Below are 17,046 nucleotides of genomic sequence, written 5' to 3' on the forward strand. Positions count from 1 at the left end.
TTAGATGCAGAATACATCTCTATACTTAGCAATAATTATGCTCCATTTATAGCGCTCATCTGCAACCCGTTTCATGTCAAGGGCTACTTCCGCTCTCTTCTCATCACTAACTGATTGATAAACAGACACTAATTCACTTGCTGAAGAAAAATACAAGGCTTTACTTTGCGTAGAATATATATTATAATTAACAGAATAAGCTAATACCGGTAGTTCAAGACACATAGCCTCTACAAGTGAGGGATTTGTACCTCCGGCAGAATGCCCGTGGACATACATATAACAATTCTGCCTTAATTCATTCAATGCTTTAATATCATAAATAGGTGGAGTAAGGCGCAGATTGGGATACTGTGTATACTTCTCATACAGCGCTTTGGAGTATTGGCTGTTAAACCAATTACCTACTAGCACCAGTTGCCGGGAAGGCATTGTGGAAAATGCCTGCAGGATCATCTCTATATTATTCTCGGGTTCAATACGGCATACAGAAAAAGCATACCCATTTTCAGCTGTGGTCAGCTGTTTATTGGTGTTCCCTGTTATTACATGATCTCCTCCATATTCAATCAGTACGCCCTCACATTGATAGCTGCTTTTTATATGATTCCTGATCTCTTCATTGTCGGCAATTATAACATCCGCAAATCTTACCCCAACAGCCTCTGAGGCTTTAAGAAACTTCTTTGCCAGGCCGTTCCATTTTGCCCGTTTCCATTCAAGACCATCAATATGCAATATGATTTTCTTCCGGCTGAATAACTTTATTACTGGAAGGATAAATGCTCCGGAGACTCCTAATACCAGTAACACATCCGAAATGAACAATCCCCATATAACTGAAACCACATCATATACAATACTTTGCAATCCATTCGCTGCAAGAGGAAGGTATATTTTCTTTACCTGACCATTATCCTTTACGCGCTCAGACTTTGGATATGCCTTTTTGCTGCAAAAAACTGTAAAACTGAATTCATGAGATAGTCTTGTGACCAGCTGTTCTGCCAATGTCTCAAATCCACCATACCTCGCCGGGATCCCTACAGTACCAATAATTGCAATTCGCTTTTTAGATTTCAATTCCTTTTATGTTTATGACAAGATGATTATATCAGCTTCATTTTACTGTAAAGCTGTATGTTCTCGTCAATTATTTTATACAGTTCAAAATGCTCTTTAGTATAATTGTAACTATTGGTACCCATTTTCTCTCTGAGAGTCTTATCATTGATCAGTCGCTTCGTATATTCAGTCATCTTACCAACATCTCCAAATGGCACTATATACCCTGTTACACCATCCACTACTACTTCACTGCATCCTGCTACATTATAAGTAATTATCGGTCTGCCCACTGCTCCTGCTTCCAACAGTGATTTTGGCAATCCTTCTCTCCAGGAGGGAAGAATTACAATATCCGCCTGTTTATACACATCCGACATTTTCTTCTGATTACCCAACCATTTCACCCAGCCGTTCTCCTGCCATTTTTCTATTTCTTCCTTTTTTATAGCAAATGGATGACCTTCATCAATACCACCACAAAGCTGAAATTCTACCTGTTGGCTTATAGTTTTATCCGCTTTAATATTCTTTGCTATCTCAACAAACTCATAGATACCTTTTGAAGAAAGCATCTTACCCGGCAACAGGATTTTCAATACCTCACCAGCTGGCAATGGTGCAAAATCAAAATCGGTTAACTTGACGCCACAACCTTTAATCACATAGCCATTTGTTTCGTCTACAATTCCGTATTCCTTAAATAATTTATAATCAGTTGTATTCTGAAATATTGCAATAACTCTCCTGCTCTTATAGATCCACTTTGACAGTAGCAGCAATAACCTTCTTAGGATCTTTGTCTTATAGTTATCTACCGTAAATAAATAGCCTAAACCTGTATAAGTATTGAAAATAACAGCTTTCGTCCGGAGACCGGCTAATGTGCCCAACATAATTATCTTCAGGCCAAGCTGGTGGATCACTGCCGGAGCTTCCTTTTTATAGATGTCACCAATTTGCCATATATTCTTTAACACCTGCAGCGGTCCCAGCCCAAATCGTCCCATTGGGAGAGCATGGAAAATGAAGCCCAGTTGGCGGATTTCTTCCGAACGGCCTGTATCAGCAGCTAGCACATGAATCTCAAAGCCTCTTTCCTGCATAATTTGCGCCTGTTCCTTACGATTCGTAAGAAAAAAAACGTCTATATTAGTTACAATAAAGGCTTTAGGTCTGGTATTATTCATCTGGCAATATTAATATTTATTTGGCTTTCTCTATATACAGCCTGTGGTATAGGGCTATTTTGTCAGTCCATCTGAATCTATTTAGTATGCCCTCTCTATGTGATAAAAGTTGATGTCTGTCTGGTATATCTGAGATCCTGTCAATATCATATGAGAATATCCTATCCAAAAATATTTCAGGGAATGCACCTTTCCAGGGCACAAGCGGAACCGCCTCACAGGCTAAGGCTTCAAGACACACAAGGCCAAAGGCTTCTGTCTCACAGGCACTGATAAAATAATCGGCCGCACTATAATATGCGGGAATATCTTTAAAGTTTACCTGCTTAATCAGAATAACGCTGTCTGTAAGCTTTAATGAGGTGATTTCGTTTTGAACCGCTTCATATAAATCTCCATCACCGATAAAAATGAGTTTACTGTTCCCGGTCCTCTTTTTTATCTCTGCGAAAAAACGGATTACATTTAAAGGCCTTTTATAGTCAATCATCCTGCCAACACTGATGTAAACAACCTCATTGCCTAACATCAGTTCTTCCTTCACTTTGCGCTGACCTCTGTTTGTATTGTCAAACTGCGTTTCATCATAGCCATTGTGTACTACCACCGGGTCGACCTTAAAACGCCGGAATATTTCCTGCCGGCAATATTCTGATACAGTAGTAACACACGCTGCTCTGCGAGCAACAAGCTTCAGCAATCCAACTTCCAATATGTAATAGATCCAGCTTGTCAGGCTACCCTTTTTTTCCTCGGTAGATGCAAAGTGGATTGTATAAATATATCTGCATCCGAAAAAACTCGCAACATATGCGGCAATACCAAACTTCGCTGAATTAACGTGAACGATATCATACTTCCGGACAAAATCAACAACTGACCTGATACGAAACCAGATCGCGTCTAATACAAAAAAAGGGCCTCCCTTTTTCCTCATTGGTTTATCCAAAAGAACAAAGTCAATCTCTTCCCTGTTTGTTGAAAAGTACCTGGTAAAGGCATTATTTATACTTTCCAGGTGTGGTTCAAAGCAGACTCTAACTCCCATAATCAGTCCAGTAAATATGTTTTATATGGATTATACGCTTCATAAGCCTGCCGGGGACCAAACAACCTATTGATAGAGATCGCTGCATTGAGTACAAGCAGCCCTACCACTACCAGCCGCTCCGCCCGCCTGCTCATGAGTGAAAGTATACACGGCAGAATAATGGCTTCAAGTATACGGAAATATGCAGATGTTCTCTGTGCAAACTCTGACACAGAGTTGAATACCAGATATAGCATCAGGCCATAAAAATAGAGCATCAGGAAAGGCTCATAAAAGGCATATCTTTCCCTTAATGGCTTTCTGTATGCTAAAGCAAGTCCTACTATGATTATCCTGAGTATAATAGATGAGTTAATACCCAACTTCTTGGCAGACGCGTCTGACAAAAGGATATTGGCTACTTTATCCTGCGCACCGCTTATAGGAAGTATAGAAATAACCTTTGTAATTACCACCCCCAGATCTATGAAGGTAAAACACAATCCAAAGGCTGTAAATGCAATGATTGTAGATGTTTTCCAGTGATGGTTGCAAAAATAATATACGGGGAGAGTAACAATAGCGGAGTAGTGTATACAGAAGGCCATTAAAAAGAGTAACGCAAACTGTCCCTTCTTTTTATGCATAGCAGCGGTAAATGCAAGCGTTGCTATTCCTATTGCCAACCCTTGTCTCATTTGCCCCATTTCCTTTACTATGAAATAAGATGAGTAATAGATCAGTAGTGACAGAAATATGTAAGGTGAATACTTTTTGAAAAAAATTCCGTACAGTATAATAGAGCAACATGCAACAAACAGGAGAAAAGCATTAAAGCCGATCCCGCTAAACAAATAACAAATCAACGCCCAGCCTATCTCTATCTGCACATCCCGCAAGTTGCCGGAGGAAGCATAAGAGAAAATATCCTTATAAGTGTCATAATCAAAGCCCATCATTCTCGTTCCTGCAAACAGGGCAAAGAATAACAGAATGAAAACGTAGAATGTCTTCTGCATCTTTTGCAGATTCACATGCAAGCTTTCAATAAAACTGAACGCAGAAAGAGCTATCGTGATTAAGTAATAAATCATTATACAAGAATTTCAGTCCATTTCTTAACAATGCTGTTTCTTGAAAATTTGCCGGAATTTATAATTGATTGCTTGCCCATTTTCTCTCTCAAAGGCCCATCCGCCATCAACTGCTGCAATTTTTCAACATAGGCAGCTTTATCAAAAGCAGGGATTAAAAATCCATTATATCCATCCTCCACCACTTCTTTGGGCCCGGTCTCACAGTTAAAGGCGATCAGCGGCAACCCTACAGACTGTGCCTCTATAAGTACCAGTGGCAGCCCCTCATATCTCGAAGTCATTGCATATACCGATGCAGACTCATAATACTTTGTTATTTCCCTCGTTGCTTTTACAAACTCCACGCCATTCCCAATAGCCAGTCGCTCTGCCTGATCCTTCAGTTGCTTTTCGTCTTCACCGTTGCCAACTACGATCAGTTTCCAGTCCTGATATTTTTTATATACTTCTGCCCATATATCAAGCATCATATCAAACCCCTTCTGATAAGTCAGACGGCCTATACACAACAACACTCTACTATCATAGGTAGTAACTGGCGGCATCTCAATTGTAGTTGGGTTATATATGCATACTACCTTGTCAGTCTTCTTTTTATAATCGCTAAAGTCTTTTTGGGTTAAGGTAACGATCCTGTCAGCAAACCATATGCCCAGATGTCTCGCTAAACTCACAACCGGCCCTCTTACTGTCAGGTTAAAATGTTCCCATCCTATTACCTTTACCTTGTTAAACAGTTTCAGCGGAATTGTAAAAATACACAGGTCCATGCCTACCCCGATTATATAATCAAGGTGCTTTGTATTTTTTATCAGAGATCTCAGTACACTGAAATAATCCTTTAATGTTCCATGAGGCTTCTCTGTAAGATATCTGACCACTACTCTATCATCCAATTTGTAAAAGCTCTCTCCGCTCTTGAACATGCATAGCACTTCCACTTCGCAATCCACGTCTGCCAGCGCATTTGCCAGCACACTGGTTACGCGTTCCGTACCGCCAGATTTCGATAATGTATTAATAAAAAAACCTATCTTCTTCATAAAAACCTAATTTCATTGTAATCAAAGATCTCCCGGAAAGGATCAATTCAGTTGCAGGGTATCTTTAATTACATCATAGTTCTGCTTATCAGACTTGCCTCTTATATATGTTTTTTCAAAGCGCTCATAACTCTCCATATCTACTTCACGCAGAGCCAGCTCGTTCTGATCATCAATGTTTATCAGACTGCAATGCAGTATTTGAGCATATAGCTCCATTGTATAATGAATGATCTGCATTACAAAAGACTTAGCTCTGGCAAATTTAAACTCATTCATTGTCAGTAAGGCCAGTTGCTTCCTGTACAGTATTGCATAATACATCGAAACACTATGATGGGTAAATACTACAGTACTCTGGGCTACCAGCGCATTTGTTTTCCCTTTTATAACCGTCCGGCCATTGAACTCCTCCTTATAAGAGGATTTTGGATGTGCAGCAATAATGACCGGAAACCCCAGTTTGGCCTCTGCCTTATCGAAGAACTTATTCAGCTTCCGATAATACACTTCAGCACTCAGTATATCAGATTTCAGTCGCTTAAAATCCGGATGGTAGGGAAGCATGATATCTAAAAACACCGCATACCTCTGCTCTCCTGCCACGGCATTCTCAGATAAACCGCCTTCCTGAAAGATATCAAAATCGTGGTGATTCAGGGAGATTACCCGCCGGTCACCACCCGCCTGCTTATCACCGGCAACAAACAAAATGGCTGGTGGGCGAATACCCAACCGTTTTGCATAGACATTAAAAACTTTCCTGCTGATCACTCTGACGCCTGCGTTATACAACTTCAGGAAACTAAGTGTTTTTATATCGTCGAGCAACTTCCGCCGTACAGAAATAGCCGGAACATTACTATACCAGTCAATGGAAAACAGTTTTTCTTCATATTGTTTCAGCAGCTGAAAAACGGGTATTGTATCCCAGTTAAACCATAGCTCCACACAGATCCATGCACCCTTCGCCCGCTCCTCCAATAGTTTCTTTAACTGATCTATATGCGTAACTTCTTTGAAGTAGACTTCACTGATTTCATTGTTGAGCACTGCAATGTTCGCATACTTAACGATACGCCTTACACACCAGTATTCTATTTCAATACCATCTCCACGGAACCTTTCCAGATAATAGTTCTTTTTAATAGTATCCGTAAGTGGGTCGTGGCTTATGAAAATGATTTTCTTCATGCTTTAGTCTTGTTGAAATTAAACCAGGGCATCGCATAAACGTGAATACTCAGATACCACACCACAATGAAATTAACTACGCATACGATGAAACTGGAATAAGCGGCTCCTATCGGGCCAATGTATTTTACCAGCACGTAAGACAATATTAACTGCAGAATAGACAATGAAGAGGTAACTATTGCCAGCTTCGCTGTCTTCTTCGAGTAAAATATGTAAATTCCAACTATTAAATACATACCCTGGAAAGCCTGTGTAAACATAGCCCAACCTATATACTTGGCAGACTCAAGGTAGCGCACCGAGAGGAAATGATAAACTATAAAATAGGATACAAACGAAAAGATCAGCGCCAGTACCAAAACAGCTACCATATATATGTAGGTGAATTTAACAAGTTTGCCTTTTTGTTCCGGCTGATTGCTGGCCAGCAACTTATAGACATATGGTACATACGCATTGTGGAAGGCCATTACCAGAAAAGACAGCAACAGGCCAAACTGAAATCCTGTTGAGTAAAGACCCGCTTCAGCTACTCCACAAAATTTGGTTATATATATTCTGTCAATACCCGTGCGGATCCATATGCCCAATGTATGAGGAATCATTGGTAAGCCAAAGGCCAGCGCATCTCTTATGTACTTCTTATTGATCTTAAATTTTAAATAGCCTCGTTTGAACAATACAAACATGCTAACTATAAAAAACAGTACAGAAGTTATAATCATTGCACCAATACGTCCATCCGCACCCATCCGCATAGATGCCAGGAAGAATACAGTAAGACAAATATTGATAACACTCTGGGTGATCTGGTACCCGCCAAAAGCCAGCGGTCTCTCTTCCAATCTCCAAAGATCAAGATTGATAGCGGTTCCCCCCTGGCTGGCCGCAACCAGAACACCTATGAATAGGAAAAACGGCGCTATGGATGTTAATGAAGAGACATAGCCGGCAGTCGCGGCCATTATTATTCCAACAATGATTGTGGCACAAAAAATAACAATAAATATGCTGCTGATATATTCAGCTATTTCCTCCTTTGAGTAATGATAGAAGTTTGCCGCCATCGCACCATTTAAATTCAGACCGATAAAAATGAGCAGGATGGAGATATAAACGTTGTAGTTTGATACAACACCATAATCCGCTGGCGACAAATAATGTGTCAGAAAAGGAAGTAATAAAAAAGGGATTGCCTTGTTAATTGCGTCAGTAATCGTATAAATAATACTTTTCTGAAATAAAGGATGCTTAATTATATTCTTACTGAACAATTTCATGCTCACGACTTATTTAATCAGGTTCTTCAAAGACAATCTATCAAAATACACTATCGGCTTGTAGGAATTATCCCTTATTGCATAAGTTACAAAAACAGTATCATGACGATCATTGTATATAGTTGGATACAAATAGTTCAGATCCTTGTTGCTACGCAGATTAGTGGGATTCATCCATTCATCACCACCTGTTACGCTGTAGGCAAATGTAAGTGGATTCCTGTTATTGGTGCCTGGCGTATAAACAGCATTGTTCCAGATCATGATGAGAGAATCTGTACGGTTTAAGCTTTTCACAACCTGAGGCGACTCCGGTGTATTGATCCCGGACTTATAAAGACCACTCCAGGTAACTCCATTGTCAGTGCTTTTGGAGAAATAAATAAACCCTTGTCTGGTGCGTATATTCATTTTGAGCGTTCCCTTTTTGTCAATAGCAGTCACTCCCGGCTCCATAAGCGCAAAATAGGTTTTTAAATATTTGGACTTCAACCAGGTCTTCCCCATATCATCAGAATAATAACAAAAGATTACCTGCTGGTCGAACTCTTTTGAAATATTCTTTGCAAAAGCGACAGGGACAATAATTCTTTTATTATTAATAATGACTCTGTCATTATTTAAAATGTGATAACCCTGCGTTGTATTGATCATTCTTGGGTCCCCCCAGGTTTCGCCATTATCCGAAGACTCCTTAACATAAAGATCGATTTTTGAATCGCTGTGCTTCACACTGAAAATCATCAACAGCTTATTAGCACCAACCCTTACTAAATTAGGATTCATTGTATTGATCGTAGCTATATTTTCCTGCAATACGAATTCGGGCGACCATGAGTTACCGTTGTTCGTACTTTTCCGGGCCACAATATCTGAATGCATGAAGTCATCAAATCCATTGGGTTGATAGCGTGTACATGCTATCATCAATGAGCTGTCATTCAGTCTGATTACAGACGCATATGCATATGCACCTGATTTTACATTGTCCGGCACAAATAGCGCCTGGCTTTTAACGGGCATTTCAGTAACACCTCCAATAAGCTTAATGTCTGAATCGAACAGCGGTGAATCCTGAATATCCTCATAGAAGGCCTGATTGTTCTCTTTGGTGCACGCTGTTGCAAATGTCAGTACAGTTATAAATAATAATGCCTGGCAGGTGGGAGAAATAGACTTGTTGATCGAAGGTAAAAAGCTTCTAAGTTTCATAGTATAAAAGATGGCATTTATAGGAACGTTTTTTTACTAAGCAAAAACTCTGAGAATTCCCAATCCAATGGAGTGTCGATATCTACCGACTCAGCCTCTTCCATAATATATTTTCTTATTTTCGTAAACTGGTTAAGAGGGCTGCGTTTTAATGACTCTATATTTATTACGTAAATAGCACCGTTATATTCCCATACCCGGGGACAATCCTGTCTTCTTATAAAATTGCCCTGTTTTGATTTAACCAGGTATCCTTCATTGTTCTCTTCGAATAAAACGGTGTACGGGTTAGCTTTTGTTTCTTTTACTGATACTACCATATCCAATTCCGGGCTGAAGGCCTGAAGCGCTTCACGGATATTGTCTGTAGTTCTGAAAGGGCTTGTTGGCTGCAATATGACCAATACATCAAAAAAATGCCCCTGTTTCTCGTAAAAATCGATGGCATGAAGACATACTTCATAAGTACCGGAATTATCTTCTGCCAGGTAGGCCGGCCGCAAAAACGGAACACTTATCCCATTTGCTTCTGCCACTGCTTTAATATCTTCTGCATCAGTAGAGATGCAGATGTTTTCGATTGCTGTTAAAGGCTTCACAGCATCTATGGCATAGTTGATTAATGGTTTTCCCCCTAAAGGTTTGATGTTCTTTCCAGGCACTCCTTTAGACCCTCCCCGCGCTGGAATAAGAAATAATGTTTTCATTGGATAAACATCATAGATTTAAGTGCTTAATATCCTCTTGCGCCTTCTTATAATCATCCATTCTTCCAATGTCCAGCCAATAACCAAGAATAGGAAAGGTGATCAGTTTTTTGCCTTTCCCAATCAGCTCTTCAATTAAGTCCGTCACATTAAAAAACTCATTGTGCGGAACATGCTCCAGCATTTCACTTTTCATCAGGTAAATACCGGCATTTGAATAATATGTATACCTTGGTTTTTCCTTTAATGAAGAGATCCTGTTATGTTCGTCTGTCTCCATGACCGCATATGGTATGTCAACATGGTAACTGATAGCTGCTACTGACATGTCAGCATCCTGTTCTACAAAATCATTGTAAAACTCATGGAAATCAATGTCAGTCAGGATATCGGAATTCATGATCAACAAATGTTTCTTGCTATAGCTCTTAACCTTCCTTGCTGCGCCGATCGTTCCCATTGGGAAGTCTTCTTCTATATAATTGATAGTTGCGCCTTTTGCATATCCATCACCGAAGTAATCCCTGATCTTATGTCCGAGGTAGTTGATGCTGAGATATATGTTATCAACACCATGGTTGATAAGGCGATCTATGTTGTGTTCTATTATTGGTTTGGGTCCTACTTTCAACAATGGCTTAGGGGTATGTTCTGTCAGAGGAAGCAGTCGCTGGCCTTTCCCGCCGGCCATTAACACCGCTTCCACCGGTATTATTCTTCGCAGATGTTCCAGGTCAAGAATACCAAGAATACTCATCTCTTCGTTCACTACCGGGATAAAACGCAGGTTGCGTTCTCTGAAAGCCTTCAACTCCTGGGAAGTTGGCTGAAAGGAGAAAACAAACTTACAGGGATAGTGGCCTGCCTTACTAATGGGATCATTTACATTAACATCCTGCAACAAGCCTCTTCTGATATCTCCATCTGTGATGGAGCCCAATAAACAACCTTTTTCATCAGCAATAAACAATACGCCGTTCACAAGGCCGAGTTGATCCAGCTGTTTTAAAGCATCCTTGATATTGGCATTGCTGTTGATAATATAACGTTCCCAATTCTTCATTTACAGATCGTAAAATTTCTTCTTAATGTTTTTGGTTTCAATAAACTGGCACAGTTTATCAAGAATCTTACCAGTTGTCTGTCCATCTCCATAAGGATTGTTCACCTGCTGGCAGAATTCCCGGAATTCAGGTGACAATGCTTTGCTCAATCCCTGTTTTATGGAAGCTTCATCTGGCGCTACCTGGATAACGCTTTCTGCTGCCATCCGCCCACCCTGCCTGTCGCCTATATTCAATGTAGGGATTCTGAAAGAAGGCACTTCTATAATACCACTTGAAGAATTACCTACTACCGCCTCCACGTATTGTATTAATGACAAATAACGCTTCTGGCCAAGCGAAGGGAAAGCATAAATACGGCCCCGGTATTGCTTTTCCAGTTCCTTTATCAGATCAATAATTACTCTTCCATCTGTATCCGCATTAGGATACGTGATCACGATCTGGAGTCCTTCGGTGGCAATCAATGCACGGATCAACGCAGCAAACTGGTCAGCAGCACTATTCTTCTCCAGTGTAACCGGATGATACGTCACCAGTACAGTAGGCAAAGAGAGATCGATACCCAGATTTTCTTCCAGCTCCTGTTTTGTCATCCGGGGCAGATGCATGATGCTATCTATACCGATAGCGCCAACATTAAACACTCTTTCCGGCGCTTCTCCAAGCTGTATTACCCTCTTTCTATAAGTCTCTGTTGCGGTGAAATGCAGATAGGACATCTTGGTGATAGCATGACGGAACGCCTCATCCATAGCTCCTTCCGTGGTTTCACCTCCATTGAGGTGAATGATAGGAATCTGCGCAATATAGGCAGCGGTTGCAGCCGCGAAAGCTTCAAACCTGTCACCAAGTATCACTACCCAATCAGGTTGTAAGGCGTTAAAAGCATCCGCAAAACCAATCATTCCCAATCCGGTAGATTTCGTAACCCCCGCGGCAGTATCGCTCGACAAGAGCATATCCACTTTCACATCAATGTGAAATCCGTCTGCTTCGATCTGCTTATACGTGAGACCAAATTCCGGAGAAAGATGCATTCCGGTTACCAGCAACTGCAATTGCAGGTCTTCCCGTTCCCTGATGGCCTTCATCAAAGGTGACAGTAGCCCATATTCAGCGCGGGTACCTGTAACTATACAGATCTTTCTTATCATAGCTCTATCAACTCATCGGTCTGAAAATCCCTGGCGGCTTTCTTACCTAATACGTCATACCATAACATCGGACTGATACCATTTCCCGGCCTCTTTACTGTTATATTGTCTTCCGTCAATATTTCTCCAGCCTTTATATCCTTTGCAGCCACGATGCTTTTCCTGGCAATCGCTTTATTCTTCGTTTCTGATTTTGACGGTGTCTTTTCACCACTACCCAATGCCTTTTCAGTGTTCCGGATAGCACTTACCATTGCCTTCAATTCCTGTGGATCAAGAGATGCGGCATGATCAGGCCCCTCCATCGTTTTGTCTATTGTGTAGTGCTTCTCTATCACAGTAGCGCCTAATGCCACTGCAGCTACCGGCGCTTCAATGCCAGGAGTGTGGTCAGAATATCCTACCCTGATGCTGAACTCCTTTTCGATGCTTTGCATTGCCCTGAGGTTTGCATCCTCAAAAGGAGTAGGATATTCCGTGTTACAATGCAACACGACAATATTCTCCTTCTTTGCACCATGATCCAGCAACACTTTCAACGCAGCATGAATTTCAGCCATCTCAGACATCCCGGTTGAGACGATGAGCTGTTCGAAACTCTTTGCCATTTTTATCAGGTAGGGCATATTGGTCAGTTCTCCTGAAGGGATCTTGCCGTGTGTCATACCCAGCGATTTCAGAAAATCGATACTGGGGAAATCGAATGGCGTAGAAAGAAACATGATATTCTTACTGTCAGCATAATTCCTCAACTCTTCAAACTGATCAAACTTCAGCTCTAATTTCCTGATCATATTCAGCTGGTTCTCTGCTGCATCAGTACTGACTTTTTGATATGCCGCTTTTTCTGCAAATTTTGACACCAGCTTTTCAGCAATGAATGTCTGAAACTTCACTGCATCGGCCTTTGCATCTGCAGCAATATCAATCAGCTGTTTGGCCAACGCCATATCACCGTTATGATTTACACCTGCTTCTGCTATTATAAATACTTTATCCATGTTTGTTCCAAATTAGTGTGATCCTCTTCCTATTTGCCTTCCTGCAATCCTTCTGGTGGTTCATTCATCCGGAGGATCCTTCCCGGATTTCCCACTACTACTGCATAATCAGGTACATCTCTTATAATAACCGATCCTGCACCAATAGTTGCCCATTTTCCTATCTTAACTCCCTGTATTACTGCTGCCCCGATCCCGATATGTGTTCCTTCTCCTACCCGGACATTCCCTGCCAGAGCTGCATTGGGGGAAATATGTACATAGTCGGCCAACACGCAGTCATGATCAACGGAACAATTTGTATTAATAATAACATGATCACCGATTCCAGCTTCACTATTAATACTTACTCCGGCCATCACCACCGTTCCCCTGCCAATTGTACAACGGGAAGATATATTGGCAGATGGATGAATAATGGTAGCCCATTCAGCTGCCAGCTTCCCGGCCAGTTTTTTGCGTACCAGATTATTTCCTACTGCAATGATCATCGCAGAATCGGCCGCCTTAAAGTCATCATTCAGACTGCCGGACACCGGGTAACCCAGCAACTGCGTTGCGGCGCCATACTCATCATAAATACCGGCACAGCGCTGCCCGTTCACTTCCAGCAGCTCCAGTATCACCTTTGCATGACCACCTGCGCCATAAAGAAATATTTTTCTGATCATTTCCGGAGACATCTTCGGCGTTTGAATATGCTTATCACCGTTATTATTTCCTTACACTACTCGGTATATTTACCACCCGCTCTTCCAGCCATTCGGCATTACTAAGATCACCATGCTGACAATGGGCATACATGGGCAACCTGTTCATTAAACGCCAGATTGGACGTGTCATTACTTTGCTATCATTGCTTTCTTTCAGAAAGGCCTGTTGCTGCAAATGATCCTGGAAAATGAGGGTGTTCAACCAGTAGTTTGCTTTGGTACCTTCCTTCTCCTTTACAAAAGAAACGGATGAACCCTCAAAGAAGTTACTGTACATGCCTGCCAGCTCACGTTTATTTTTAAGCATAGCATCCAGCTGCTCAAGTTGAGCACATGCCAGCGCTGCATTCAGATTAGGCATGCGATAGTTATATGCTATGTCGTCGTGCACAAATTCGTAAGCGTGCGGAATCTTAGCTGTTGTGGACAAATGTTTCGCTTTCTTTGCTATAGCTTCATCATCGGTAACAATAGCGCCTCCGCCCCCACATGTCACTGTTTTATTCCCATTAAAACTGAAAACACCGATCTTACCGAAAGTACCTGTATGCTTATCTCCCACATAGCTTCCTAACGATTCGGCGGCGTCTTCCACAAGCGGGATATTATACTTAACGCAAACTGCAGCGATTTCTGTTATTCTTGCCGGAAAACCAAATGTATGCATCGGAACACAAGCAGCTATTCGCCTCCCTGTTGTTTTGTTAATGCATTCCCCTTTTGCATTAACTGTCGCATGTTCTTCCAGAAAAGCCTGCAACGCAACAGGGGATAATCCCATTGTATCTTTGTCTACATCGGCAAAAACAGGTATGGCTCCGGCATGTGAAATGGCATTGGCAGTAGCTACGAATGTAAGCGACTGTGTAATCACTTCTTCGCCGTATTTCACTCCGGCCAATACAAGCGCCAGATGTAATGCTGTTGTACCATTTACAGTAGCAATGGCATACCTGGCTCCTGTAATCTCTGCCATCATTTCTTCAAAGCGTGTCACATAAGCACCTACTGAAGAAACAAAAGTAGAATCGATTGTATCAGTAACGTATTCCTTTTCTTTTCCGCCAAAATATGGTGCGTGCAGGGGAATAAATCCTTCCGCGTCGTTAAAAGTACGCCTGATAAAGTTTAGTATATGTGAAGTTTCCATTAAGTACTAAATATTATAAATATCCGCTTTATAGCTCTTTAAGTTCTCTGCCGATCTGAACCACTCTATTGTCTCTGTTAGTCCATCCCGGAAAGTATATTGTGGTTTCCAGGAAGTATGTTTGCTGATCTTCTCCTTAGACCCATACAAGCGGAAAACTTCACTCTTTTCCGGACGAAGTCTTGCTGCATCCTCAACAATCCTGGCAGATGGATTGATAATATCAATCAGCAATCTGGCCAGTTCACCAATACTGATCTCTGATTCTGTTGCAATATTGCAATCCTGACCTATCAAAGCATCAGATTTGGCAATCTCCACAAAGCCATTTACAGTATCCTTCACATACACCAGGTCTCTGGTTGGTGTCAGATCTCCCAGCTGGATCTCCGTTTTGCCGTTCAGCAACTGTGTGATCACGGTAGGAATAATAGCCCTTGCCGACTGCCTTGGTCCATATGTATTAAAAGGACGAACGATAGTAACGGGTAAGTTAAAGCTGCGGTAAAATGATTCAGCAATACAATCCGCGCCTATCTTGGAAGCAGAATATGGTGATTGTGGCTGACGCGGATGTTTCTCGTCAATAGGTATGTAAGTGGCAGTACCATATACTTCCGATGTTGAGGTAACAAGCACCCTTTCTATGCCCAGATCTTTTGCCGCCTGTACAATGTTCAGCGTGCCTTTGATATTGGTATCAATGTAGGAATCTGGTGAATGGTAACTGAATGGAATGGCGATCAACGCTGCAAGGTGAAATACCACATCAACTCCTTTCATCGCCGTTCTTACACCATTCGGATCTCTGACATCACCAGGAAACACATCCAGTTTTCCCAGGGTGTCTTTTGAAAAAGTATCTAACCATCCCCAGCTATTGAAAGAATTATAATTCACAAAAGCCCTGACATTACAGCCTTCCTGTAAAAGGCGTTCTACCAGGTGACTCCCAATAAATCCATCAGCACCGGTAATTAAAACTTTTTTATTCTTCAGTTCCATTGATATGCAATTATGCTATGCTTTCGCTTTGAAAATTATAGATCACGTTGTTAGATTAACTGGCCAGCATCTCTCTGTACAGTCTTCTGAATACCAGTATAAATACTATAAGAAAACCTCCCAGCAGCCCGCCCAGTACCAGGCCTTTAAATTTTCCAAACCTCTTCTTTTCCAATGGCAGAATGGGACTATCCACCACTTGTACAACGGGTGTTTCCTGCGCCATTGTCAGCTTGCTCAGCTCCAGGTTCTTAATTACTTCGGCATACATAGTCTGCAGCACGATCTTATCCCTCGCTATCAGTTCCCCTTTTACAGAAGACACTTGTCTTACCGGGTTGAGATTCACATCCTGCGCGGCTGCCAGTGTATAGGTCTTTCTGTTCAGCTGATCCTGCAGGGAATCTGCCATAGCCTGTAACTTGTCTACACTTACTTTTGAACGTTTTGTCTTCGTATAGGTATAAAACTCTGCGGCCTCATTGACCAAACGTTCCGTAAAAATTTTAGAAAACAATTCGTTCTCTGCTGTAGTAGTTACTTTTATAAAGCTTAGTTTCTTATCGGGTTTCGTAATTTCCAGCTCTTTCTCCAGCAGGTATTTATGGATTTTGTTTAACAAACTGTCCTGCATCAAGGTAAACGTTTTGCGGTCTTGTCCTACAGGATAGGTTATCGCCTTCAGCCCCGGGTCCTTATCCAGTTTTTCCTTCCAATGAGAAGTATTGATATACCAGGTGATCAGGGTCATTTTCTTACCCTTATCCATGATGGGCGTCAACAAGGCCTTCTCAATAATAAACCTTGAACGGAGGAATTCCATGATATTATCACCCTCAAACAATCCGCTGCCAGTACCACCTCCGAGATCAAAACCAAATTGGCTCGCCAGCCCTGAATAAGCAGCCAGGCCTGCTGGCTTACTATCCTCCAGCACAAAGGTTAACTCTCCTACGTACCGTTCTTTGCTGAACAGTGAAAATACCAGCCCAAGTCCGGCGCCAGTCAATCCGATAATAACAATAATCAACCACTTACTGAGCAGATATTTCCACCAGTCATGCAGTTTTAATACCAGTTCCTTAAAAGATATTTCGTCGCCTTTCTTTGCGGCGTCATTCGTTATTTCCATACA

16 protein-coding genes and 1 pseudogene are annotated in these 17,046 nt (G+C 41.5%); all 17 read right to left on the reverse strand.

The window, feature by feature from the left end:
- The 17 genes and pseudogenes from BLR32_RS19335 to BLR32_RS19410 all read right to left on the reverse strand — a co-directional run bounded on the left by BLR32_RS19335 (position 1) and on the right by BLR32_RS19410 (position 17,043).
- Complete coding sequence (locus BLR32_RS19335) at positions 1–1,083, reverse strand: DUF1972 domain-containing protein (RefSeq protein ID WP_089834488.1); 1,083 nt, start codon at positions 1,081–1,083, stop codon at positions 1–3.
- Positions 1,084–1,109: 26 nt separating this feature from the next.
- Positions 1,110–2,255 carry a glycosyltransferase family 4 protein gene (locus BLR32_RS19340; protein ID WP_089834489.1) on the reverse strand — a complete coding sequence of 382 codons (1,146 nt, stop codon included), beginning with the start codon at positions 2,253–2,255 and terminating at the stop codon, positions 1,110–1,112.
- A gap of 16 nt (positions 2,256–2,271) precedes the next feature.
- On the reverse strand, positions 2,272–2,799 hold the full coding sequence (locus tag BLR32_RS34390) for a glycosyltransferase (RefSeq protein WP_245705466.1): 528 nt from the start codon (positions 2,797–2,799) through the stop codon (positions 2,272–2,274).
- 48 nt (positions 2,800–2,847) lie between these two features.
- Positions 2,848–3,303, reverse strand: a pseudogene (locus tag BLR32_RS34630) (glycosyltransferase family 4 protein); the annotation flags it as partial.
- Between the two features lie 2 nt (positions 3,304–3,305).
- Positions 3,306–4,304, reverse strand: a complete 999-nt coding sequence (locus BLR32_RS19350; protein WP_176842346.1) for an EpsG family protein — start codon at positions 4,302–4,304, stop codon at positions 3,306–3,308.
- Positions 4,305–4,378: 74 nt separating this feature from the next.
- On the reverse strand, positions 4,379–5,425 hold the full coding sequence (locus BLR32_RS19355) for a glycosyltransferase family 4 protein (RefSeq protein WP_089834492.1): 1,047 nt from the start codon (positions 5,423–5,425) through the stop codon (positions 4,379–4,381).
- 42 nt (positions 5,426–5,467) lie between these two features.
- Positions 5,468–6,619, reverse strand: a complete 1,152-nt coding sequence (locus BLR32_RS19360; protein ID WP_089834493.1) for a response regulator transcription factor — start codon at positions 6,617–6,619, stop codon at positions 5,468–5,470.
- Positions 6,616–7,902, reverse strand: a complete 1,287-nt coding sequence (locus BLR32_RS19365) for a lipopolysaccharide biosynthesis protein (RefSeq protein WP_089834494.1) — start codon at positions 7,900–7,902, stop codon at positions 6,616–6,618. Before BLR32_RS19365 ends, BLR32_RS19360 begins: the two co-directional genes overlap by 4 nt.
- Positions 7,903–7,911: 9 nt before the next feature.
- Positions 7,912–9,114 carry a sialidase family protein gene (locus BLR32_RS19370; protein ID WP_089834495.1) on the reverse strand — a complete coding sequence of 401 codons (1,203 nt, stop codon included), beginning with the start codon at positions 9,112–9,114 and terminating at the stop codon, positions 7,912–7,914.
- A gap of 17 nt (positions 9,115–9,131) precedes the next feature.
- Positions 9,132–9,821 carry an acylneuraminate cytidylyltransferase family protein gene (locus BLR32_RS19375; protein WP_089834496.1) on the reverse strand — a complete coding sequence of 230 codons (690 nt, stop codon included), beginning with the start codon at positions 9,819–9,821 and terminating at the stop codon, positions 9,132–9,134.
- Positions 9,822–9,831: 10 nt separating this feature from the next.
- Positions 9,832–10,884, reverse strand: coding sequence for a nucleotidyltransferase family protein (locus BLR32_RS19380; protein ID WP_089834497.1), 1,053 nt, complete (start codon positions 10,882–10,884; stop codon positions 9,832–9,834).
- On the reverse strand, positions 10,885–12,042 hold the full coding sequence (gene neuC, locus BLR32_RS19385; protein ID WP_089834498.1) for a UDP-N-acetylglucosamine 2-epimerase: 1,158 nt from the start codon (positions 12,040–12,042) through the stop codon (positions 10,885–10,887). It abuts the gene before it with no gap.
- On the reverse strand, positions 12,039–13,043 hold the full coding sequence (gene neuB, locus BLR32_RS19390; RefSeq protein WP_089834499.1) for an N-acetylneuraminate synthase: 1,005 nt from the start codon (positions 13,041–13,043) through the stop codon (positions 12,039–12,041). Before neuB ends, neuC begins: the two co-directional genes overlap by 4 nt.
- Before the next feature lie 29 nt (positions 13,044–13,072).
- Positions 13,073–13,714, reverse strand: a complete 642-nt coding sequence (locus BLR32_RS19395) for an acetyltransferase (protein ID WP_218124222.1) — start codon at positions 13,712–13,714, stop codon at positions 13,073–13,075.
- Positions 13,715–13,757: 43 nt separating this feature from the next.
- Positions 13,758–14,906, reverse strand: coding sequence for a LegC family aminotransferase (locus BLR32_RS19400; RefSeq protein ID WP_089834500.1), 1,149 nt, complete (start codon positions 14,904–14,906; stop codon positions 13,758–13,760).
- 6 nt (positions 14,907–14,912) lie between these two features.
- Positions 14,913–15,911 (reverse strand): NAD-dependent 4,6-dehydratase LegB, encoded by a 999-nt coding sequence (locus BLR32_RS19405; protein WP_089834501.1) that lies wholly within the window; start codon positions 15,909–15,911, stop codon positions 14,913–14,915.
- 55 nt (positions 15,912–15,966) lie between these two features.
- Entirely contained in the window at positions 15,967–17,043 is a 1,077-nt protein-coding gene (locus BLR32_RS19410; RefSeq protein ID WP_089834502.1) for a GumC domain-containing protein, read from the reverse strand.
- Positions 17,044–17,046 lie beyond the last annotated feature (3 nt).

Origin of the sequence: Chitinophaga filiformis (assembly GCF_900102545.1) — a bacterium.
Taxonomy (GTDB): Bacteria; Bacteroidota; Bacteroidia; order Chitinophagales; family Chitinophagaceae; genus Chitinophaga; species Chitinophaga filiformis.

Coding starts and splice junctions, on each gene's coding strand:
- BLR32_RS19365 (WP_089834494.1), bottom strand. CDS start 7,902: ATGAAATTGTTCAGTAAGAATATAATTAAGCATCCTTTATTTCAGAAA.
- BLR32_RS19350 (WP_176842346.1), bottom strand. CDS start 4,304: ATGCAGAAGACATTCTACGTTTTCATTCTGTTATTCTTTGCCCTGTTT.
- BLR32_RS19355 (WP_089834492.1), bottom strand. CDS start 5,425: ATGAAGAAGATAGGTTTTTTTATTAATACATTATCGAAATCTGGCGGT.
- BLR32_RS19370 (WP_089834495.1), bottom strand. CDS start 9,114: ATGAAACTTAGAAGCTTTTTACCTTCGATCAACAAGTCTATTTCTCCC.
- BLR32_RS19360 (WP_089834493.1), bottom strand. CDS start 6,619: ATGAAGAAAATCATTTTCATAAGCCACGACCCACTTACGGATACTATT.
- BLR32_RS19400 (WP_089834500.1), bottom strand. CDS start 14,906: ATGGAAACTTCACATATACTAAACTTTATCAGGCGTACTTTTAACGAC.
- BLR32_RS19340 (WP_089834489.1), bottom strand. CDS start 2,255: ATGAATAATACCAGACCTAAAGCCTTTATTGTAACTAATATAGACGTT.
- neuC (WP_089834498.1), bottom strand. CDS start 12,042: ATGATAAGAAAGATCTGTATAGTTACAGGTACCCGCGCTGAATATGGG.
- BLR32_RS19405 (WP_089834501.1), bottom strand. CDS start 15,911: ATGGAACTGAAGAATAAAAAAGTTTTAATTACCGGTGCTGATGGATTT.
- BLR32_RS19375 (WP_089834496.1), bottom strand. CDS start 9,821: ATGAAAACATTATTTCTTATTCCAGCGCGGGGAGGGTCTAAAGGAGTG.
- BLR32_RS19395 (WP_218124222.1), bottom strand. CDS start 13,714: ATGATCAGAAAAATATTTCTTTATGGCGCAGGTGGTCATGCAAAGGTG.
- neuB (WP_089834499.1), bottom strand. CDS start 13,043: ATGGATAAAGTATTTATAATAGCAGAAGCAGGTGTAAATCATAACGGT.
- BLR32_RS19380 (WP_089834497.1), bottom strand. CDS start 10,884: ATGAAGAATTGGGAACGTTATATTATCAACAGCAATGCCAATATCAAG.
- BLR32_RS19410 (WP_089834502.1), bottom strand. CDS start 17,043: ATGGAAATAACGAATGACGCCGCAAAGAAAGGCGACGAAATATCTTTT.